Raw genomic sequence first — 20,593 nt, 5'->3', positions numbered from 1 at the left:
CCTCGACTCTGTGATCCGCGCGATCAAGCCGCAGCCGGCTGCGGCAACGGCACGCGGACGTCCTCACGACGTGGCACCAGCAACCACAAGCTCGCCAGGGCCGGCAGCCCGATCAAGGCGCAAGCGAACACCCACGTCCAGCGACCCGCGGTGGATAGTTGCGAGCGCGCCGTCAGCCACACTGCGCCGATCAGCGACAGCAGCGACAGCACGCCTGCGAGCCACCGCACCGATGCAGGAGTCGCGGCAGGCCGGGTGACATCCAGCGGCAACGGCGGCGCGAACAGGTCGCGCGCGGCGTCGGTGATCGCGTGCAAGGCCGGCGATGGCCAAACGCCGCGGTAGCGATAGACGGGCGGGTAGTCGAAGGCGAGCGCGCGACGGTGCACGGTTTCGATACGGCCATCGTCGTGCGTGCGCAGCGTGACCTGCATCGGCGCGGCGCCATCGCTGGCATGCGAGCGTGCCGAGAACGCGATCGAGATCAGGTGGCCATCGACCAGTTCCACCAGGTCCAGGTTGCGCAGGTCACCCATCTCGCCCGGCAGCGGTACGCGCAAACGCGGTGCCAGCAGGCCCTGGCCTTCCACCAAAGGGCGCGCATCGTAGAAGTACAGTGCGCGGTCGCTGAGCATGCCGATGCCCTGCCCCAACGGGCCGCCGCCCATCAGGGTTTCGCCGGCAGCGACGCGTACGCGCGGCAGGACGCGATGCTCGGCGCTCACGTACTGGTAGAGGGTATTGCCGCCGACCAGGATCGCATCGCCCGGCTCCATGCCCGGCAGCGCATCCCCCGGCAGCACCACTGCGGGGAACGCGGCCTGGTCCGCACCGATGCCGAGGACACCCACCGCGCGATTGTCCGCCAGCCGGTAGCCGTGCAGGCGCATGTCGTCGTGGCTGAAGACCCAGCGCTCGCGACGCTCGCCGTCGTCGAACTCCATCGGCCGGAAGTTGCCGAGTTCCTGGTACTGCGGCAGCTTGGGTACCTGCACGCCGATCCCGTCGGGTTCGGACAGGCGGATCTGCTCGCGCAACAGCGGCGCATCCGGGTGATGGCTGTCGCGCAGGCCGGCGATCATGCGCTCGCGCGGATCCATCTTCTCCACTTCGTTGTGCCCACCCACCGGCGGCGCAGGCGTGTTGTTCGGATGGCTGCCCTGCGCGATCCACAGCATCTCCAGGCCGAACAGCAGCACGAGCGTCATCACCTGGACCGCGACCTGCAGCGGCAGCGCGACGGCGGCCGTCGCGAACAGCCCGCGCGGCGGCGAATCCAGGTCGGCGACGAACGCCACGCGCAGCAGCACCGCCAGCCAGGCCAGCACGATCAGTTCGATCGCGATCATTCCGAAGCCGTAGGCGCGGCTGACCAGCAGCCAGACCAGCAGCACGAGCGCGGCGCCCGCCCAGCGCCATCCACGCAGGCTGCAGAACGCACCGGCGAGATAGGCGGCTGTCGCGATCAGTGCGCCGGACAGCGGCAGCAGCCAATGGCGCAGGTCGACCACGCGCGGCGTCAGCGCGTGCTGCCAGAGGGCGACCAGCAGCAAGGGCAGCGCGACGGCGACGGTGAGCAATACCGCCGCAGCCGCCGCGAGGGCGAAGGCCACGCGCGCCGGTGCCATCGGCCGGTGCAGCAGGCTCAACCATTGGCTGGGCTTGCGGTAGGTGCCCATCTGGTACAGCCCGAGCAGCAGCCCGCACAGCGCGTACACGCCGCCGATCACCCGGTGCACCACCAGCGGTTGCTGGGCCAGGTCCACCACCCGCGCCATGAAGGCCAGTGCAAGCAGGTGCACGATGGCCGCCAGCAGGGCCCAGCCGCGGAAGCGGATCAGTTCGCTCTTGAAGAAGTCGTACATGGGGTCGTTCCTCAGGCGGCGGCCGGCGCGGCGTGGTTCTTGGCCAGGAAGCCGTTGACCGCGCGGTCCAGGCTCACTGGCATGCTGCGGATGGAGCGCGCACCTTGCGCGCGCAGGTAGTCGGCGAAGCCTTCGTCCTGGTCCAGCACCAGGTAGTGGTGCAGCCCGTCCAGGCGCTGCACTTCCAGCAGACCGGGCACGCTCTGCGGATCGGGGCCCTTGAAGGGGATGTCGGCCACCCACAACGCCACGCGCGAGGTGAAGTCTTCCGGCGCCGACATGTTCTTCAGCTGTCCGCGCTCGAGGATGATGAGGTTGTCGGCGACGCGCTCGATCTCCTCCATCTGGTGCGAGCAATAGATGACCGTGCACTGCTCGGCCGCATTGCTGTACATCAGCGATTCGAGGAAGGCGCGCTTGGCGACCACGTCCAGCCCGAGCGTCGGCTCATCGAGCACCAGCAGTTCCGGCGTCTGCGCGAGGGCGAGCGCCAGGTTGAGCCCGGCACGCTCACCGCGCGAAAGCTGCGAGACCTTCTGCTGCGGCAACACGTGGTAGTGGCCGATCACGTCTTCGTAAGCGCGCGCGCTCCAACGCGGATACTGATGCTGCTGCATCGCCCGCACCTGCTCCACGCGCATCCAGCCGGGCAGCGTGTGTTCTTCGTTGACGAAGCCGACGCGCGCACGGTCGGCGGGCAGCAACTGCTGGCTGTCGCGACCCAGGATGCGTGCCGTGCCGGAGGTCGGCGGCAGGAATCCCAGCAGGATGCGGAACAGCGTCGATTTGCCTGCGCCGTTCGCGCCGACGATCGCGTGGATGCGTCCGCGCGGAATCGCCAGGTCGAGGTGGTCCAGCGCCAGCTTCGCGCCGTAGCGGCGGGTCAGCGCGCGGGTTTCGATCACATAGTCATCGGACATGTCGGCGGTCCAGGCTCAGGCGATGCGGCGCGGCGCCAGGCGCCGCAGGGCGTGCGACACGCGCGACTCCACCTCGTCGGCGGCGAAGTCGAGCGGGATCACGTCGTTGACGAAGCGGCCGACGGCGTCGTCGAGGCGACGCTCGCGTTCGGCATCGGACAACCGCTGGCGCGGCGCGGCCACGTACAGGCCCATGCCCTGGCGCGATTCCAGCCATCCTTCCGTGGTGAGCTCGGCATAGGCCTTGGCCACCGTGTTCGGATTGATCGCCAGCTGCTGGGCCAGTCCGCGCACGCTGGGCAACTGGTCGCCCGCCCGCAATCCGCCGGTGGCGATCTGCATGCGCACGCCATCGACGATCTGGCGGACGATGGGCCGCGGATCGCCGGTGGCGATCTGCAGCATCAACGGGGTCGTGCGGGCCATGGCAGCCTCCAGGCAACTGTACTAACACACATAGTACAGTTAGAACGGAAGCCGTCAACCATGACCGACGGCACCCGTCCGGGACGCCGCCTCAGCGGCGGGCGCGCAAGGCTTTCTGTTCTTCCAGGGTCAGGGCGACGTTGTTGCGCAGATAGGCCGGTTCGACGCGCTCGGGCGCGATCGCCTCTCCCCGGTGCCAGGCCTCCACGGCCAGGTGCGCGAGGTCGGCGGCGTGCGGCAACGCTTGCGCGTCGATACGGGCAAAGCGCGCCCGCAGCGCGGTCGCCAGTGCGCCTTCGGCCGCGGCGAAGCCGGTGCCCACGCCGATCCAGCCGAGCGCATCGCCGGGCAGCCGGTAATCGGCAGGTGCGATGACGGCTTCGTCGGTCGTCGCCTGCAAGCCATCACCCTGGCGCACGAACGCGCCGGTGTAGATCTCGCCCATCCGCGCATCGATCGCCGCGAGGATGGTGTGCGGTGCGCCGACATCGCAGCCACCCTCGCCCGCCAGCACGGCGGGTGGCGGTACCTGCGCGGCGAGCACGGCAAGCGTGGAAACCGGCAGCAAGGGGCGATCCAGCGCCAACGCGATGCCCTGCGCGATCGCGATCGCCAGGCGCACGCCGGTGAAAGCGCCAGGACCGCGGCTGAGCGCCACGGCATCGAGTTGCGAACGCGCGATGCCGGCGTCGGCCAGCAGTTGTTCGGCCCACGGCAATGCCAGTTCGGCATGGCGGCGCGGCGCGATCTCGAAGCGCTCGCGCACCTCGCCATCGACGTAGACGGCGACGGAACAGGCTTCGGTAGCGGTTTCGAAGGCGAGCAGTTTCATGCGGATCGACCGGCGTTCATGGGACAAGGATACCCGTGCGGCTCAGAACCGGGCGTCGGCGAACCAGTCGTCGGCCGCAGGCGCGGTTGCCGGCGCCTCGTCCTCGCTGATCGCGGCCCCGAAAAATCCCTGTACGTCCTGCACGCGCTGCGTGCGCGCGAACGGCGGCAGCGAATCCAGGAAGACGCGGCCATAGGGTTTGCCGGTCAGGCGCGGATCGCACAGCACCAGCACACCGCGGTCGGTCTCGCTGCGGATCAGGCGGCCGACGGCCTGCTTGAGCGCGATGACGGCCTGCGGCAGTTGCTCGTCGCGGAACGGATTGCCACCGGCGCGGCGCACCGCTTCCAGGCGCGCTTCGAACACCGGATCGTCCGGCGCGGCGAATGGCAGCTTGTCCACCACGACGACGCTCAACGTATCGCCGACCACGTCGACGCCCTCGCGGAAACTCGCCGCGCCCAGCAGCACGCCGTTGCCGGATTCGCGGAACCGCTGCAACAGCGTGCCGCGCGGCGCTTCGCCCTGCACGAACAGCGGCCACGGCCCGCCGCGCAGTGCGTCGGCGGCGTCGCGCAGCGCCCGGTGCGAGGCGAACAGCAGGAAGGCCCGCCCTTGCGATGCTTCCAGTACCGGCCGCAACGTGGCGATCAGTGCCTTGCCGAAGGTGGGCGCATTCGGATCAGGCAGGCCTGTTGGCAGATAGCACAACGCCTGGTGCGGCCAGTCGAACGGACTGGGTTGCAGCAGCGTCGGCGGGTCTTCCAGGCCGAGGCGCAGCGCCAGGTGGTCGAAGCGGCCGCCGACGGCGAGCGTCGCCGACGTGAACACCCAGGCCGCCCGCGATTGCTCGCGGTGCTGGCGCAGCGGGCCCGACACATCCAGCGGCGTGCGCTGGCAGCGGAACGCGCGCGGGGTGAGTTCGTACCAGAGCACGTCGCCATCGTCGGCCTGCGATGCCGCCTCCGCATCGTCGAACGCACCCACGGCGGACGGCGCGGCGTACCAGCGCGCCAGCCGCTTGGCGAATTCGGTGGCGCGCGCGGCGCACGCTTCGAGCCCCATGGATGCCGGCGCCAGCGGCGCGAGCGCGGCGGACAGGTCGGCGAGCGCGTGATCGATGGCGTCGAACCCGGCCGCCACCTCGGGCTTGGCCAACAAGCGCTCGCGCGTACCGCGCGCGGGCATGCCCTCCATCGCCGCGCGGGCCTCGCGCAACGCCTGCTCCAGCGCACGCACGGGCGGCTGCAACGCGGACAGCGCACCGGCGACGTCCTTGCACTCGGCCAGGCAGTCGCGTGCGAGTTCCTGCAACGGACGCATGCCGAAGCCTTCGCCGAAGAAGTTCGCCGCCAGTTCGGGCAACTGATGGGCTTCGTCGATCACGAACGCCTGCGCGCCGGGCAGGATCTCGCCGAAGCCTTCCTGCTTGAGCGCGAGGTCGGCCAGCAGCAGGTGGTGGTTCACCACCACGATGTCCGCCGCCTGCGCGCGCTGGCGCGCCTGCACGACGAAGCAGTCGTCCCAGAATGGGCACTCGCTGCCGAGGCAGTTATCGACGGTGGAGGTGACCAGGGGCACCAGCGGCGAATCGTCCGGCAGGGCGGCGAGTTCGGCCATGTCGCCGAACTGCGTGCGGCCGCCCCACGCGACGATGCGCTGGAACTGGTCCACCTGCTCGCGGCTGGTGAAGGTGGTGCGCAGCGCCTGCGGATCGCCCTTGGCCTGGTTGAGGCGATAGCGGCACAGATAGTTGCTGCGCCCCTTCAGCAGTGCCGACTTCAGTCCCGACACGCCCAATGCGTCGCGCACGCGCGGCAGGTCGCGGTGGTACAGCTGGTCCTGCAGCGCGCGCGTGCCGGTGGAAATGATCGTCTTCAACCCCGACAGCAGCGCCGGGACGAGGTACGCGAAGGTCTTGCCCGTCCCGGTGCCCGCCTCGGCGAGCAGCACGTCGCGCCCATCGAAGGCGTCGGCGATCGCCGCCGTCAGGCGCTGCTGGGCGTCGCGGGGTACGAAGGCATCGAGGCGGTCCGCCAGGGCGCCACCCTCGCTGAGGGCGTCGCTGCTGGCCTGGGCGAGCTGGGACATCGGGGAAACATCGGGCGGTTGCGGCGGCAAGGGTACCGCGTCGCGACCGGCCCGTGCCTTACATGCGCTCGATCACCGGCACCGTGCAGGCATCGCGCTGGCGCTCGGCGTCGCCGATGGAAGCCTCCTGGGTGGCGGCACGCGCCGCATGCTGGGCTGCGTCTTCCGGCGTATGCCTCGCAGGCAGGGGCGGCAGCACCGCGCGCTGGTGCTGGCGCACCTGGCGGACGGTTTCCCAATGCTGGCGGCAGAGCGGCCCGACGCGCGAGCCCAGTTCGAACGCACGCTGCGCCAGGGTATCGGCGCGGGCGTAGTCGCCTTGCAGCAAGGCCAGTTCGGCGCGCTCCTGCAGGATGGCGGGGTCTTCCGGAACGATCGCGACCGCGCGGTCGAGCGCCGAGCCCGCGGCGGCCAGATCGCGCGCGGCGAGCGCCCGCTGCGCGGCCTCGCGCAGGTCGTCGACTTCCGGATCGCGCAGCGGCTGCACGGCCAGCTCGCGGTCGTCGGCGCCGGCAGCGGCATGGATCGCGGCCACGCGCTGTTCGGGCGTGACCGGATCGTTCGCGACGGGGGGTTCGGGCGCCGGCGCGGAGGCGCAACCGGCGAGGACCAGCAGGAACAGGGGAACGGCGTACTTCATCATCATGGCTGTTGCGGGGGGGGATCCTGGGGCGGCGGTGCTTCTTCTTTGCGGTCCAGGCCGAACCAGCTGCGCCAACCGCCACCGCTGTCGGCCTCTTCGCCTTCGACCGGTTGTTCGACCACGCAGGCGGCGTAGGCCGGCGCGAAGCCGGACACGAACGGCAACTGGCGCGCGCCCGGGCATCCCGGGTCGGTACTGTTCGACGAGACCACCCACTGCCAGTCCAGACCCTTGCCCGACGCCTTCAGCGGCGCACTCGGCAGCCGGGCGAACAGGCCCGACCACACGCGCATCGCACCGGTGGCGCCATACAGGCCGGTCTGCTCGTTCTTGTCGTTGCCCATCCACACCACAGCAAGGTGATCGCCGGTGTAGCCGGCATACCAGCTGTCGCGGCCATCGTTGCTGGTACCGGTCTTGCCCGCCGACTGCAGGCGGCCCAGGCCATCGCCGAGCAGCTGCCGACCGGTACCGTTGGCGACGACCTGCTGCAGCGCGACGGTGATGAGGTTCGCCGCGATGGAATCGCCTTCCTGCGCCGGCGCAGGTGTCTTGTCGTAGCGTTTCAGCAGCTTGCCGTTCGGGTCGAGTACGCCGCGCACCGCATGCAACGGCTGGATTTCGCCACCGGAGGCCAGGAACTGGTAGAGCTGCGCCATCGCATACGGGCTCTGGTCGGTGGACCCGAGGATCAGCGCCGGATTCGGCTCGGCCTGGATGCCCGCCAACACCCGGATCAACTGCGCCAGGCGGTCGGGTTCGACCTTCATGCCTACGCGGACGGTGGCCTGGTTGTACGAATGCGCCAACGCATCGACCAGCCGTACAGTGCCATGGCTGCGACGATCGGAATTGGCCGGCGTCCAGCGCTTGTTCTTCCCGAGCTGCACGGTGACCGGCGAATCGTCCACCCAACTGGCGAGCGAATACTCGTCCGGCTGCGCCAGTGCGAGCAGGTAGACGAACGGCTTCAGCAACGATCCCACCGGGCGCTGCGCTTCCACCGCGCGGTTGAAGCCCTGCTCGGCGACATTGCGGCTGCCGACCACGGCGAGCACATCGCCGTCATGCACGTCGGTGACCACCATGCCGGCCTGCAGCGGCGGACGGCGCTTGTTCTCCAGCGCTTTCACCGTGCGCGTCACCGACGCCTCGGCATAGGCCTGCGCGGAGGGCGACATGCCGGTCAGCACGGTCAGGCCCGCGCCCTGCAGAGCGCTCTCGGGATAGTCGCGCGCCAGCTGCCGACGCACCAGGTCCACATAGGCGGGGAAACGGTTCGCCGCCGCCATGCCCGGCGTCTTGGTCACGCCCAACGGGGCGACCAGCGCGCGCTTGTACTCGGCGTCGTCGATCAGGCCGGTTTCGTGCAGCTTCAGCAGCGCGTAATCGCGACGCTCCTTCGCACGCTCCGGATTGCGGCGCGGGTCGTAGTACGACGGCCCCTTCACCATGCCGATCAGCAACGCCACCTGCTCGGTGGTCAGGCTGTCGAGGTCGCGACCGAACCAGAACTCCGCGCCGGCCGCGACGCCATGGATGGCCTGGCTGCCGCGCTGCCCCAGGTAGACCTGGTTGAAGTACGCCTCCAGGATCGTGCGCTTGTCGTAGCGCGCCTCCAGGATCAGCGCATAGAGGATCTCGTTGAACTTGCGGGTCGGCGTCTGTTCCTTGCCGATGCCGAGCAGGCCGCTGCGTGCCAGCTGCTGGGTCAGCGTGCTGGCGCCCTGGCGGGTGTCGCCGCCGGACTTCACCAGCAACCATGCCGCGCGCACCATGCCCGACAGGTCGATGCCGTGGTGGTCCTTGAAGTCGCGATCCTCGACGGCCTGCAGGCCGGTCACCAGCAGGTCCGGCACTTCTTCCAGCCGCACCAGGCGTCGCTCTTCCTGCTTCTGCCCATAGAGCGTCGCGATGCGCGCGGGATCCAGCCGCGCGACCTTCAGCGACTGCTTGCGCGTGATGTCGCGCACGGCCGCCACGCGCCCACCGGACAGGCTCACCTGGATGCGGCGCGGCGCCACGCGGCCGTCGACATCGACATAGCCGCGGCTGGAAATCGTGAACCGCCCGCCTTCGCGTGCGTACGTGCCTGGACTCTGTCCGGTGCCGTCGTCGCGGTAGGACGCGGCATCCAGTTCGGTCTTCAGCGTCTGCGCGTCCATCGCCAGACCCGGCGCGACCTGCAGCGGGCGCGCGTACACGCGCGTCGGGATCTGCCATTGCAGTTCGCCGAAACGCTGGGTGACCTGGTGATTCAGGTAGAGCGTGTACGGGATCAGGAAGCCGAGGCCCAGCCCCATCGCCGCCAGTCCCCAGCTCAGCAGGCGCTGCCGCCATACCGGCGGGTTGCCGTCACCGTCATCGATGTCGTCTTCGTCCAGCGCTTCGTCGTCGTAGTCGTTGCGGGCCACAGGGGATGCGACAATGGGAATTCGGGCGAGTCTAGCGCAGCCGCCAGAGGTGCGCCCGGCCCCCAGGCCCCTCACTCAGCTGGAGTTGCAACGGAATGTCGATGTCGTGGGCGGACCTGCGCTTCATGCTGGAACGCACGCGCGGCCTGGTCCGGCGCGGCCTGGCCAGCCTGCGCACGCGCGGCCTGTCGGCGACCTGGGCACGGGTGCGGCGGCAGTTCGCGCAGCATCCCCGGCTTCCGCCCGGCGCGCTGTACCGGCCCGCAGACGCCGCGTTCGCGCCCTTCGCGGTGCCGTCCAGCGACGCACCGCGTGTCAGCATCGTGATCCCCGTCTACAACCAGGCCACGCATACGCTGGGTTGCCTGCGCGCATTGGCCGAGCATCCGCCGGCGACCGCCTGCGAGATCATCGTGGTCGACGATGGGTCGCAGGACGACACCCGCGCATGGATGGAAGCGATCGGCGGGCTGCGCTACCACCTGCGCGCCACCAATGGCGGCTTCATCGCCGCGTGCAACGACGGCGCAGCGCTCGCCCGCGGCACCTATCTCGTCTTCCTCAACAACGACACCTTCCCGCAGCCGGGCTGGCTGGATGCGCTGCTCGATACGTTCGGCGCCTGGCCCGAGGCGGGCCTGGTCGGCGCGCAGCTGGTCTACCCGGATGGCCGCCTGCAGGAAGCCGGCGGCGTGGTCTTCGATGACGGGTCGGCGTGGAATTACGGCCGCTTCGAGTCGCCCGACGATCCGCGCTATACCAGCGTGCGCGATGCGGACTACTGCTCAGGCGCGGCGATCATGCTGCCCACGGCGCTGTTCCGCGAGATCGGCGGCTTCGATACGCGCTACGCACCGGCGTACTACGAAGACACCGACCTGGCGTTCGCCGTCCGCGCCCGCGGCCATCGCGTGCTCTACCAACCGGCCTCGCGCGTGGTGCACCTGGAAGGCATCACCGCCGGCACGGACACCGGCAGCGGCGCGAAGGCCTATCAGGTCCGCAACCGCGGCGTGTTCGCGCAGAAGTGGGCCGACGCACTCGCCCGGCAACCGGCGGCAGGCACGCTGCCCTCGCCCGCCGTGCTGGCACGCGACCAGCGGCAGGTGCTGGTCGTCGATGCGGAAACGCCGCGCCCCCAGCATGATTCCGCATCGTTGCGCATGGCCAATCTGATGCGCCTGCTGGTCGGTGAAGGCGCGCACGTCGTGTTCCTGCCGGCGGACCTGCGCCATGCCGGCGCGGATACCTCTGCGCTCCGCCAGCACGGGATCGAAACCTGGCATGCGCCGTTCGCCGGCCGCGTAGCGTCCTGGCTGCGCGAGCACGGGCCGCGCTTCGACGTGGTGCTGCTGTCCCGCCACTATGTCGCCGCCGAATTCCTGCCCCTCGTGCGCAGGTTCGCGCCGCAGGCACGGATCGTGTTCGACACGGTCGACCTGCATTTCCTGCGCGAATCGCGTGGCGCGGAGGTGGCCGGCGACGATGCGCTCCGCCGTAGCGCGGAGAAGACGCGCGAACGCGAACTCGCGCTGATGCGCCAGGCGGATACGACGCTGGTGGTCAGCCCCGCCGAACGCGACATGCTGTCCGCGCTGCTGCCGGCGGCCCAGGTCGAGGTGCTGTCGAACCTGCATGAACTCGCGGACGGCGGCGCACCCTTCGCGCAGCGCCAGGACATCGTGTTCGTCGGCGGCTTCCGTCACCCGCCGAATGTGGACGCCGTGTTGTGGTTCGGCCGCGACATCTTTCCGCTTGTCCGCGCCCGGCTACCCGACGTTCGCTTCCACTGCATCGGCGCCGAGCCTCCGGCCGACGTGCGCGCGCTGCAGGACCAGCCGGGCATCGTCGTGCACGGCCACGTGCCGGACCTCGCGCCCCACATGGAGGGCGCGCGCATCGCTGTCGCGCCGCTTCGTTTCGGCGCCGGCGTGAAAGGCAAGGTGAACCTGAGCATGGCGCATGGCCAACCGGTGGTGGCAACACCCTGTGCGGTCGAAGGCATGCATCTCGTGGACGGACACGACGTGCTCGTCGCAGGAACCGCCGACGCCTTCGCCGATGCGGTGGTGCGCCTGTACGGGGACGCCCCCCTGTGGGAACGGCTGTCGGCGAATGGGCGCGACAACATCCGCCAGCACTTCTCCCTCGACACGGCGCGCGACGTGGTGCGGCGGGTGTTCTTCTAGCGCGAGGGCGGCGCCTGCGCGAGGCGAACGCGTGCCCTGAAGTCATCCAGGCCCGGAACAGCGGCATCCAGCTGAAGCGCCTCATCCAGCGCCTTCGCCGCGAACGCGACGTCGCCGGCACCCAACCGCTCACTGCCCACCGCGACCCACTTCTCCGCCAATCGCCGCTTCGCATCGGGCAAGCCGGCATCGCGCGGCTGGAGCGTTTGCCATGCCTGCTGGCAGGCCTGTGCGCGACGGATGCGGTTGGCGCGCAGTTCGTCCTCGTAGCATCCGCGTACCGCAGGCAACAGCCGCGCCGACGCCTGTCGCACCGCCGGTGCGTCCGGCGCGAGTGCCTGCGCGGCGCGCAGCTTGTCGTAGGCGCTTTCGCCGGGCGGCGTCAGCCATTGACCCTGCGCTTCGGCGTCGGCCATCGCCGCGAGCAACACCTGCACGCGGCGGTCGCGCTCGCGCGCCGGCAGGCCCGTACCCAGCCGGCCACGCACTTGTTCTGCACGCGCCACGGCCTGCTCCGCCTGGGTCACGCGCGGCGACTGCGGCGCGAGTGCACGCGCTACCGCGAGTTCGCTCCGGGCCTGCCCGAAATGGAAATCGGCCGCCTGCCGCTCCGCAAGCGCCGCATGGGCTACGCCCACCTGCTCCAGGCCCTGGCGCGCGGCGGCATCGTCCGGCACCACCGCCAGCACCGCCTCGAAGGCGGCGCGCGCAGGAACCAGGCGTCCGCCGGCGACATCGCGTGCGGCTGCACGGCGACGCGCCTCCAGCGCGCTGGCCAGCGCGGCCTGCGCCTGCGGCAGATCGACGTGTCCCGGATCGAATGCCTGCGCCTGCCCGATCAGGGCGGATGCCTGGCCCAGTTCATGGCGCGCCAGCAGCCGGCCGGCCTCCTGCAACAGATCCGACAACGCATCTTCGCGACCCTCCAACGCCTCCAGCCGGGTCGGCTGCAGCGCCAGCACGCGCTGGTAGAGCGGCAACGCGGCGTCTTCACTGCCGACGAGATGGCCGGCCGCATGCGCCTGCGTCGCCGCCTGCAGTACGCCGTCGAGGCCTGCATGCTCGGCCTCGCGCGCGCGCAGTCGTGCGGCGAACGCGTCCGCCTGCGCGCGTGGCACCTGCAACTCGCGCGCGAGCGCAAGACGGTCGCGCGCCTCGTCGAAACGGTTCTGCCCCAGCGCCGTGGAGGCCTGGCGCAGGGCATCCACCGCCACGCGCCGCAGGCCGATGGCCGCTTCATTCCGGTCGGTGTCGAGTGCTTGCGCGGCTTCGTACAGCTGCCGTGCGCCGGTACCGTCGTCGGCATCGAGCCGCCCTTCGGCCAATGCGCGGCCGGCCTGGTCGAGCAGTGATTGCACGCGTGTTTCAGGCCAGAGCATGTCCGCCAACGGACTGCGGAACAGCATGAGCAGCACGACGAACAGCAGCACGATCGCAACGCCCCACCGCCATTGCCGCCGTTCGCGCCAAGGGGACACGGGATCATCGCGATGCGTACGGGCCGCCTCGATGGCACGCGTCCAATCGATGCGCGGCTCGATGCGGCGATCACGGCCGTCGTCGGGGCGGTCTTCGCGGGTCACCCCCGCAGGATAGCGACTCAGCCTGAACGCCGTGCGTCTTCCACGCCGGGCAGCGCATCGAGCTTGCCCAGCAGCGTGGAGAGTTGGCCGAAGTCGGCGACCTTCAGGCGCAAGCGCAGGTGCACGCGTCCGCTGGCCCGGTTGTTCTGGCTGTTGATGTCCAGGACGTTGGCTTCTTCCTGTGCGATCAGCGTGGTGATGTCCTTCAGCAGCCACTTGCGGTCGATCGCCGTGACTTGCACATCGACCTCGTAACCGCCGCCTGCCTGGCCCCATTCCACCGGCAGCACGCGCTGCGGGTTGGCTGCCGAGAGCCGCGAGAACGAGGGGCAATCCGTGCGATGCACGGTGACGCCGCGCCCACGGGTCAGGTAGCCGGCGATCGATTCTCCCGGCACCGGCTGGCAGCAGCGCGCCAGTTGCACGAGCAGGTTGCCGACGCCCTGGACGGTGAACTTCGACTTGCCGGGCGCAGCCACCTTGCGTGGCGGACGGCGGGCCAGCAACACCGGTTCATCCGGTTCGGCGGCGCTACGCTGCTCCTCGTGCAGGGCACGGCCCACCTGGTGGGGCCCTACGTCGCCCAGCGCGACCTGGATGTAGAGGTCGTCGACCGAATCGGCATGGAACTTCTTCGCCACGCCCGCGAGGTCGGCATGGTGCAGCCCCAACCGCTTGAGCTCCTTCTCCAGCAACTCGCGACCTGCCTGCAGGTTGCGGGCGCGGTCCAGCTTGTGGAACCACGCGCGCACCTTGTCGCGCGAACGTCCGCTGGCGAGGAATCCATTGGCCGGCAGCAACCAGTCGCGGCGGGGTTCGGGCTCCTTCGAGGTCAGGATCTCGACGCGATCGCCACTGGCCAGCGCATGGCTCAAAGGCACGATGCGGCCGTTGACCTTCGCCCCGCGCGTGCGATGGCCCACCATCGTGTGCACGTGGTACGCGAAATCGAGCACGGTGCCGCCCTGCGGCAGATCCACCACCTCGCCCTTCGGCGTCAGCGCGTAGACGCGGTCCTCGACCAGTTCGGCGTCCAGGTCCCCCGCCAGCGTGCCTTCGCCTGCCGCTTCGCCGGCACCGTCGAGCAGACGGCGCATCCACGCGATCTTGCGGTCGAAGGCGTCGCCACCGCCCTTGCCTTCCTTGTACTTCCAGTGCGCCGCCACGCCGAGTTCGGCCTGCGCATGCATCTCGTGGGTACGGATCTGCACTTCCAGCGTACGCCCTTCGGGGCCCACCACCGCGGTATGCAACGAGCGGTAATCGTTGGCCTTGGGGCGCGCGATGTAGTCGTCGAATTCGCTGGGGATCGGCACCCAGAGCGCATGCACGATCCCCAGCGCCGCATAGCAGGCCGCCACGTCGTCCACGGCGATGCGCACGGCGCGCAGGTCGTAGAGCTCGTCGAAGCCGACCTGCTTGCGCTGCATCTTCCGCCAGATGCTGTAGATGTGCTTCGGGCGGCCGCTGATGTCCGCGCGGATGCCGTGCTCGGCCAGCGCAGCATGCAGACTGCCGATCACGCCGGCGATGTAGTGCTCGCGGCCGGTGCGCTTCTCATCGAGCTGGGAGGCGACCTGCTTGTAGGTCTGCGGCTGCAGATAGCGGAACGCGAGGTCCTCGAGTTCCCATTTCAGCTGCCAGATGCCCAGGCGGTTGGCCAACGGCGCGTGGATGTCGCGCGTGAGCCTGGCCAGCGCCTGCCGCTGCTCCTCGGGCAGGCCGCCCGCCGCGCGCATGCGGGCCAATTGCCGCGCGAGCAGGATCGGCACCACGCGCAGGTCGCGCACGATCGCCAGCAACAGGCGGCGCAAGCCTTCGGTGTTCGCGCCGCGCGCCTGCTCGGCATGCAGCGCCCAGACCTGCGCTGCGGCCGCCTGGCCCTCGAGCAGATCCGCCAGGCCCGCTGACGGCTTTCCCGCCGGCACCGCGGGCTGCAGCGCCGGCAGGGCGTACAGCAGTGCGGCCAGGATGACGTCGCCGTCTGCGGAGAGGGCCGCCAGCGTGTCCAGGGTGTCTGCGGCCACGCCGACGGGATCCGGCATGCCGGCCACCGCGCCCTCACGCGCGGAGGCCTCGACAAGCGTGCGCCGCAGCGACTCCGGCAGCGCTTTCAGTGCGGGCCGCTGGAGCAACGTGGCGATGTCGTGAACGGGGGACACCATGGCAATCGATCAGGGCGGCCAGGCGCCGCCGGAATGACTACACTACCGGCCAGTCGCCCGCAGGAACAACCATGAAGATGAGCCGCTTGTTTCTATCCCTCGTGTTGCTGACCTCCCCGTTGTTCGCTTTCGCGCAGGACGCCGCGACCGAAGCGCGGTTCGCCGACCTGCGCGCCTCGATGACGCAGGAAGAATTCAAGGCCGCCGGCCTGGACAAGCTGAGCGATGCCGAACTATCGGCGCTGAGTGCGTGGCTGAACCGCAAGGTCGGCACGGAAACCGCGCGCGCGGTGGAGCAGGTGCGGCAGGAAACGCAGACGGCGGTCGCGCAGGCCCAGTCGGACACGCGCAAGCAGGTGGAACAGGAGAATCGCGGCTTCTTCGATTTCGGCTCGGACGAACCGATCGCCAGCACGCTGGCAGGCGAGTTCAGGGGCTTCGCCAAGGGCAATCGCTACACGCTGGCCAATGGCCAGGTGTGGGAGCAGATCGAACCCGCGAGCCTCGCCGGTGTCCGCAAGAACAACCCGGCCGTGACCATCAAGCCCGGCCTGTTCAACAACTGGTTCCTGCGCATCGACGGTTACAACACGACGGCCAAGGTCCGTCGGGTCAAGTAATGGCCTTCAGCCGCGCAGCGCCTCGAGGCGCTGCGCGAGCTTCTTCGGCGAAACACCGGCGCGCGCGCCCAGTTCCTGGGCGAACATCGACACGCGCAGTTCCTCCAGGTCCCAACGCAGGGCCTGCCAGTCCGCCGATCCCGCAACGCCATCCGCCACCGCCCGCGCCAACGCGTCGGCGAACGGCTTGATGTCCAGCATGCGGGCCTGGTCCTTGGCCGGGTCCCGCACCGCGCGCTCGGCGCGCAGCCGCATGGCCTTCACGTAGCGTGGCAACTGCGCCAGCGCATCGGCCGGGGTTTCGCGGAGGAAGCCGGGATGCACCAGCGCCGCGAGTTGCGCGCGCAGGTCGTCCAGGTTGCCGCGCGCCCAGCCCATCAGGGGCGCTTCCAGCTGCGGCTTGAGTTCCGCGACGGCGGACAGGATGGCCTCGGCCAGCTTCAGCCGCTCCATCGCTTCGCCGAACAGCCGCTTGCCGGCCTCGTCGCGGCGTTGCTCGAACGCCGCACGGTCCCGGATCGCGTCCAGCCCCTCGGCGAGCACGGCATTGATCGCGGCATCGACGATATCGCCGCGCAGGCGTTCCTGCGATTCGATGGCCGCGTACAGCAGGCCTGTCTTGGGCGATACGGGCAGTTGCTTGCGCGCCTGCTTCACCTTGTCGGCGAGGGCGATCTCCAGCAGGCGGCGAACACCGCGCGGGTGCGCTGCGTCCGCCTCGGCACGGTCGGCGAACACCTGCAGCGCCACCGCGTCGCCCTCGTCCCGCAGTGCCGGGTACGCCGGTACCCCGGCTTCGCCAGGCACTTCGCGCGGTATCGGCTGCGCCGGGAAATCGCGTAGCCCCGTGGCCGCCATCTCGCGGCCGGCACGTGCCGCGAAGGCCTGCCCCGCCTTCGCGCCGAAGCGCGCGCGCAACGTATCCAGGTCGCGCGATTCCGCCAGCACGCGCCCTTCCCCGCCGCCGCGCCCGCCCTGCACGGGGATGTCCTCGCGCAGCCGCAGGTTCATGCGCAGGTGCGGCTCCAGCGCGGCCTCGTCGAAGTCGAGCGCCGCGACCGCCACGCCGGTGGCGCGCGACAGGAAACGCGCGAGCTCGCCGCGCATATCGTCAGCGCCCGGCTTCGGGAACGCCTCGAAGAACGCGCGCCCGAAATCCGGCGCCGGCACGTAGTTGCGTCGCATCGCCTTCGGCAGGCTGCGGATCAGGCCCGAGGCCTTGTCCGCGACGAAACCCGGCGCCAGCCACGACAGGCGCGCGGGGTCCAGCGCGTTGAGCAGGTGCAGCGGCACCTCGAGCGTCACGCCGTCGTCGGTCGCGCCCGGCTCGAATCTGTAGTGCAGCGGCAGCCGCGCGTCGCCAAGGGCGAAGTACTTTGGGTAGCGGTCTTCTTCGCTGCCCTCGCCCGGCAGCAGGTCGGTCAACGACCACTGCAGCACGCGTCGCTTGTCGGCCGGAAGCGTCTTCCACCATGCATCGAGTCCGGCCGCGGAGTGGATCTCGGGCGGCACCCGGTCCAGGTACCAGCGCGCCTGCCAGGCCTCGTCGGCCACCAGGCCGGCGCGGCGCAGCTTGGCCTCTTCTTCGCGCGCCTGTTCGAGCGTCTTCAGGTTGTCGGCGACGAAGCCGGCGCGCGTATTGATCTCGCCCGTGACCAGGCCCTGCCGGATGAAGATGTCGTGCGCCTCGACCGGAGCGATGCGGCCGTAGTGCACGGGCTTCTTCGGCGCCAGCACCAACCCGAACAGGCTGATCTGTTCGGACGCCAGCACCTGGCCCTGCGCGCGCGACCAATGCGGATCGAAATGCTTGCGCAACAGCAGGTGCGGCAGTTCGGCGATCACCCAGTCCGGTTCGATCCCGGCCAGCGTCATGCCCCACACCTTCTGGGTGTCCAGCAGGTTGGCCGCCAACAGCCACGGCGGCGGTCGCTTGGACAGCGCCGAGCCGGGAAACGGCAGGAAACGGCGTTGCCGCGGCGCCTGGTAGTCGCCCTTCTCGGTGCGGTGGCCGATCTGCGTCGGCAGTCCGGCGACCAACGCGCGATGCAGGGCCTGGTAGGCGTTGGCGCGCTGCCGCTCGCTGTAGCCGCCGTCCAGCGCCTGCTCGTTCTGGGCGCGCGCAGCCACCGGCGCCGGTGCGGCTTCGGTTTTTCCTTCGCGGGCCAATCGTGCCGCGCGATGCAACTGGCCGCGGGTCGCTTTCACGGCCGTGGCGTCGTCGCGCACCGCTGGCGGCGCACGGCTGCCGGCCAGCAGCGGTGCCATCGAGGCATCGCCGTCCTCTTCCTTCCAGCCCAGTTCCTCGCACAGCAGGCGCAGCTGCCGATGCAGTTCGCGCCACTCGCGCATCCGCAGGAAACCCAGGAAATGGCGACCGCACCAGTCGCGCAGCCTGGATTGGGTCAGGTCTTCGTGGGCCTGGCGATAGGCATCCCACAGGCGCAGGACGCCGACGAACTCGGAGCGGCCGTCGGCGAACTGGGCGTGCGCCGCGTCCGCCGCGCCGCGCGCATCGGCCGGACGCTCGCGCGGATCCTGGATACCCAGGAACGACGCGATCACCAGCATCGGTCGCAGGCAACCGGCGGCCTGCGCGGCGACCAGCATGCGCGCCAGCTTCACGTCCACCGGCAACCGCGCCATCTGCTTTCCGATGGCGCTCAGGCGGCGCTCGCCATCGATCGCGCCCAGCTCGGCCAGCTGCTGCCAACCGTCGGCGACGGCGCGTTCATCGGGCGCTTCCAGGAACGGGAAATCCTCGATCCGGCCGAGCCCCAGCTGGAGCATGCGCAGGATCACGCCGGCCAGGCTGGAGCGGCGGATCTCCGGATCGGTGAACTCCGCGCGCGCCTGGAAATCCGCTTCCGCATACAACCGATAGCAGATGCCTTCGGCGATGCGGCCGCAACGGCCCTTGCGCTGGTTGGCGCTGGCCTGGGACACCGGCTCGATATGCAGGCGATCGAGCTTGTTGCGCGGGCTGTAGCGCTTGACGCGGGCGAAGCCGGGATCGACCACGTAGCGGATGCGCGGCACCGTCAGCGACGTCTCGGCCACGTTGGTGGCCAGCACGATGCGCCGCTGGGGCCCCGGGTTGAACACGCGGTCCTGGTCCTGGTTCGACAGCCGCGCATACAGCGGCAGCACGTCGGTCTGGCGATACTTGCGCCGCTCCAGCGCCTGGTGCGCATCGCGTATCTCGCGCTCGCCGGGCAGGAAGACCAGCACGTCGCCGCGCGAATCCAGCCGGGTGATCTCGTCGATGGCGCCGACGATGGCGTCGTTGACGGTGCGGTCGCCGCCGCGGCCTTCTTCATCGCCGTCGCCCTCGCCCTCCAACGGCCGGTAACGCACGTCGACCGGATAGGCCCGGCCTTCCACGCTGATCACCGGGGCGTCGTCGAAATGCTTCGCGAAGCGCCCGGTGTCGATGGTGGCCGAGGTGACGATGACCTTCAGGTCGCGGCGTTTGCGCAACAGCTGCTTCAGGTAACCGAGCAGGAAGTCGATGTTGAGGCTGCGTTCGTGCGCCTCGTCCACGATGATCGTGTCGTAGGCCGACAGCCAGCGATCACTGGCGATCTCCGCCAGCAGGATGCCGTCGGTCATGAACTTGATGTGGGTGTCATCGCCCACCTGGTCGTTGAAGCGCACCTGGAAGCCGACGCCGCGGCCGATCTCCGTCTTCAACTCCTCCGCCACGCGTCGCGCCACCGCGCGCGCGGCGATCCGGCGCGGCTGCGTGCAGCCGATCATGCCGGCGACGCCGCGCCCGGCCGCCAGGCAGAGCTTCGGCAGCTGGGTGGTCTTGCCGGACCCGGTCTCGCCGGCGATCACCACCACCTGGTGGTTACGGATCAGTTCGACGATGCGTTCGCCTTCGCGCGCGATGGGCAGGGACGCGTCCAGCGTCACCGCCGGCACCGTCGACAGACGTCGCCCGCGGGCGACGATCGACGCGCTCAATGCCTGCTCGAAGGCCTGTCGCGCCCCGGCGTCCGCGGGCTTGCCCTGCCAGCGCGACCACAGCCCGTGCAGGCGGCCGCGGTCGCGGCTCAGCGCACGGTCGAGCGCACGCCGGCCCTGCTCGAGGGCAGCGCGGTCGGGGGAAGCGGGGGATGGGTCACGAGGGATATTCATTCTTCAGCAAGCGGTTGAAACTTTTTGCTCACGCCACATGTTCTAGTGTGTCTATTGTGCCGCCTCAACCCACCCTCAGGAGAATCCGCATGGCCAAGACGAAGTCCAAGCCGGCCAAGGCCCCGGCCGTCACCGCGCCCATCCCGTCGGCGCCGACCGCGCCCAACATCGATATCGGGATCAGCACCGGCGACCGCAAGAAGATCGCCGACGGCCTGTCGCGCTACCTGGCCGATGCGTACACGCTGTACCTGAAGACCCACAATTTCCACTGGAACGTCACCGGCGCGATGTTCAATTCGCTGCATACGATGTTCGAGACCCAGTACACCGAGCAGTGGACGGCGCTGGACGAAGTGGCCGAGCGCATCCGCGCCCTGGGCTACAACGCGCCCGGCTCGTACCGCGAGTTCGTCGGCCTGACCTCGATCCCGGAAGAGCCCGGCCTGACCGACAGCGCCGACTGGCGCGAAATGGTCCGCCAGCTGACCGTCGGCAACGAGGCGGTCTGCCGCACGGCCCGCAAGGTGCTGAAAGTCGCCGACGATGCCGGCGACGACCCGTCGGTGGACCTGCTGACCCAGCGCCTGCAGACCCACGAGAAGTACGCCTGGATGCTGCGCTCGCTGCTGCAGTAACGCCGCCCTCTGCTGACCTGGACGCCCGGCTCCGGCCGGGCGTCCGTGCTTCCGGCCGGAGAAT

At 69.9% G+C, this 20,593-nt stretch carries 13 protein-coding genes; 3 read left to right on the top strand and 10 right to left on the bottom strand.

Annotated elements, in window-relative coordinates; all coding sequences use genetic code 11:
- Nucleotides 1–23: 23 nt before the first annotated feature.
- From ASD72_RS09675 to mrcB, 7 genes are all read right to left on the bottom strand, one after another.
- Nucleotides 24–1,865 (bottom strand): hypothetical protein, encoded by a 1,842-nt coding sequence (locus ASD72_RS09675; protein WP_056879685.1) that lies wholly within the window; start codon nt 1,863–1,865, stop codon nt 24–26.
- An 11-nt stretch (nt 1,866–1,876) separates the two neighbouring features.
- The gene (locus tag ASD72_RS09670; RefSeq protein ID WP_056879684.1) at nt 1,877–2,785 is read right to left on the bottom strand and encodes an ATP-binding cassette domain-containing protein; all 909 of its coding nucleotides are present in this window, start codon (nt 2,783–2,785) and stop codon (nt 1,877–1,879) included.
- 15 nt (nt 2,786–2,800) lie between these two features.
- Nucleotides 2,801–3,211 carry a GntR family transcriptional regulator gene (locus ASD72_RS09665; RefSeq protein WP_056879683.1) on the bottom strand — a complete coding sequence of 137 codons (411 nt, stop codon included), beginning with the start codon at nt 3,209–3,211 and terminating at the stop codon, nt 2,801–2,803.
- A gap of 91 nt (nt 3,212–3,302) precedes the next feature.
- On the bottom strand, nt 3,303–4,043 hold the full coding sequence (tsaB, locus tag ASD72_RS09660) for a tRNA (adenosine(37)-N6)-threonylcarbamoyltransferase complex dimerization subunit type 1 TsaB (protein WP_056879682.1): 741 nt from the start codon (nt 4,041–4,043) through the stop codon (nt 3,303–3,305).
- A 42-nt stretch (nt 4,044–4,085) separates the two neighbouring features.
- Complete coding sequence (locus ASD72_RS09655; protein WP_056879681.1) at nt 4,086–6,134, bottom strand: ATP-dependent DNA helicase; 2,049 nt, start codon at nt 6,132–6,134, stop codon at nt 4,086–4,088.
- A gap of 58 nt (nt 6,135–6,192) precedes the next feature.
- The gene (locus ASD72_RS09650; protein WP_056879680.1) at nt 6,193–6,780 is read right to left on the bottom strand and encodes a hypothetical protein; all 588 of its coding nucleotides are present in this window, start codon (nt 6,778–6,780) and stop codon (nt 6,193–6,195) included.
- Nucleotides 6,777–9,161, bottom strand: coding sequence for a penicillin-binding protein 1B (mrcB, locus tag ASD72_RS09645; protein WP_235577991.1), 2,385 nt, complete (start codon nt 9,159–9,161; stop codon nt 6,777–6,779). The genes ASD72_RS09650 and mrcB overlap by 4 nt, the downstream gene beginning before the upstream one ends.
- 125 nt (nt 9,162–9,286) lie before the next feature.
- Between mrcB and ASD72_RS09640 the strand changes: the two genes are divergently transcribed.
- Complete coding sequence (locus ASD72_RS09640) at nt 9,287–11,380, top strand: glycosyltransferase (RefSeq protein WP_056879678.1); 2,094 nt, start codon at nt 9,287–9,289, stop codon at nt 11,378–11,380.
- Here the strand turns inward: ASD72_RS09640 and ASD72_RS09635 are convergent.
- Both ASD72_RS09635 and ASD72_RS09630 read right to left on the bottom strand, forming a co-directional pair.
- Nucleotides 11,377–12,786 (bottom strand): hypothetical protein, encoded by a 1,410-nt coding sequence (locus ASD72_RS09635; RefSeq protein ID WP_056879858.1) that lies wholly within the window; start codon nt 12,784–12,786, stop codon nt 11,377–11,379. The two genes, ASD72_RS09640 and ASD72_RS09635, sit on opposite strands and share 4 nt — an antisense overlap.
- A 194-nt stretch (nt 12,787–12,980) precedes the next feature.
- Entirely contained in the window at nt 12,981–15,128 is a 2,148-nt protein-coding gene (locus tag ASD72_RS09630) for a bifunctional (p)ppGpp synthetase/guanosine-3',5'-bis(diphosphate) 3'-pyrophosphohydrolase (protein WP_056879677.1), read from the bottom strand.
- Between the two features lie 71 nt (nt 15,129–15,199).
- On the opposite strand from ASD72_RS09630, the gene ASD72_RS09625 reads away from it, so the two are divergent.
- A complete protein-coding gene (locus ASD72_RS09625) occupies nt 15,200–15,748 on the top strand; it encodes a hypothetical protein (protein WP_056879676.1) in 549 nt (182 codons plus the stop codon).
- A 6-nt stretch (nt 15,749–15,754) separates the two neighbouring features.
- Here ASD72_RS09625 and hrpA read toward each other — a convergent pair whose 3' ends face one another.
- A complete protein-coding gene (hrpA, locus tag ASD72_RS09620) occupies nt 15,755–19,891 on the bottom strand; it encodes an ATP-dependent RNA helicase HrpA (RefSeq protein WP_056879675.1) in 4,137 nt (1,378 codons plus the stop codon).
- Between the two features lie 89 nt (nt 19,892–19,980).
- Here hrpA and ASD72_RS09615 point away from each other — a divergent pair, with 89 nt between their 5' ends.
- Entirely contained in the window at nt 19,981–20,529 is a 549-nt protein-coding gene (locus ASD72_RS09615; protein ID WP_056879674.1) for a Dps family protein, read from the top strand.
- The last annotated feature ends 64 nt before the right edge of the window (nt 20,530–20,593 follow it).

The sequence above is a fragment of the Pseudoxanthomonas sp. Root630 genome, assembly GCF_001427585.1.
In the GTDB taxonomy this organism is placed as follows: Bacteria; Pseudomonadota; Gammaproteobacteria; order Xanthomonadales; family Xanthomonadaceae; genus Pseudoxanthomonas_A.
Note: the sequence above shows the minus strand (reverse complement) of the source record. Positions and strands in the feature narration are given on the sequence as shown.

What these genes read in the sequence shown, in the direction of transcription:
- ASD72_RS09670 (WP_056879684.1), bottom strand. Translation starts at nt 2,785, where the DNA reads ATGTCCGATGACTATGTGATCGAAACCCGCGCGCTGACCCGCCGCTAC.
- ASD72_RS09630 (WP_056879677.1), bottom strand. Translation starts at nt 15,128, where the DNA reads ATGGTGTCCCCCGTTCACGACATCGCCACGTTGCTCCAGCGGCCCGCA.
- ASD72_RS09675 (WP_056879685.1), bottom strand. Translation starts at nt 1,865, where the DNA reads ATGTACGACTTCTTCAAGAGCGAACTGATCCGCTTCCGCGGCTGGGCC.
- ASD72_RS09615 (WP_056879674.1), top strand. Translation starts at nt 19,981, where the DNA reads ATGGCCAAGACGAAGTCCAAGCCGGCCAAGGCCCCGGCCGTCACCGCG.
- hrpA (WP_056879675.1), bottom strand. Translation starts at nt 19,891, where the DNA reads ATGAATATCCCTCGTGACCCATCCCCCGCTTCCCCCGACCGCGCTGCC.
- tsaB (WP_056879682.1), bottom strand. Translation starts at nt 4,043, where the DNA reads ATGAAACTGCTCGCCTTCGAAACCGCTACCGAAGCCTGTTCCGTCGCC.
- ASD72_RS09665 (WP_056879683.1), bottom strand. Translation starts at nt 3,211, where the DNA reads ATGGCCCGCACGACCCCGTTGATGCTGCAGATCGCCACCGGCGATCCG.
- ASD72_RS09635 (WP_056879858.1), bottom strand. Translation starts at nt 12,786, where the DNA reads ATGCTGTTCCGCAGTCCGTTGGCGGACATGCTCTGGCCTGAAACACGC.
- ASD72_RS09640 (WP_056879678.1), top strand. Translation starts at nt 9,287, where the DNA reads ATGTCGATGTCGTGGGCGGACCTGCGCTTCATGCTGGAACGCACGCGC.
- ASD72_RS09650 (WP_056879680.1), bottom strand. Translation starts at nt 6,780, where the DNA reads ATGATGATGAAGTACGCCGTTCCCCTGTTCCTGCTGGTCCTCGCCGGT.
- ASD72_RS09625 (WP_056879676.1), top strand. Translation starts at nt 15,200, where the DNA reads ATGAAGATGAGCCGCTTGTTTCTATCCCTCGTGTTGCTGACCTCCCCG.
- ASD72_RS09655 (WP_056879681.1), bottom strand. Translation starts at nt 6,134, where the DNA reads ATGTCCCAGCTCGCCCAGGCCAGCAGCGACGCCCTCAGCGAGGGTGGC.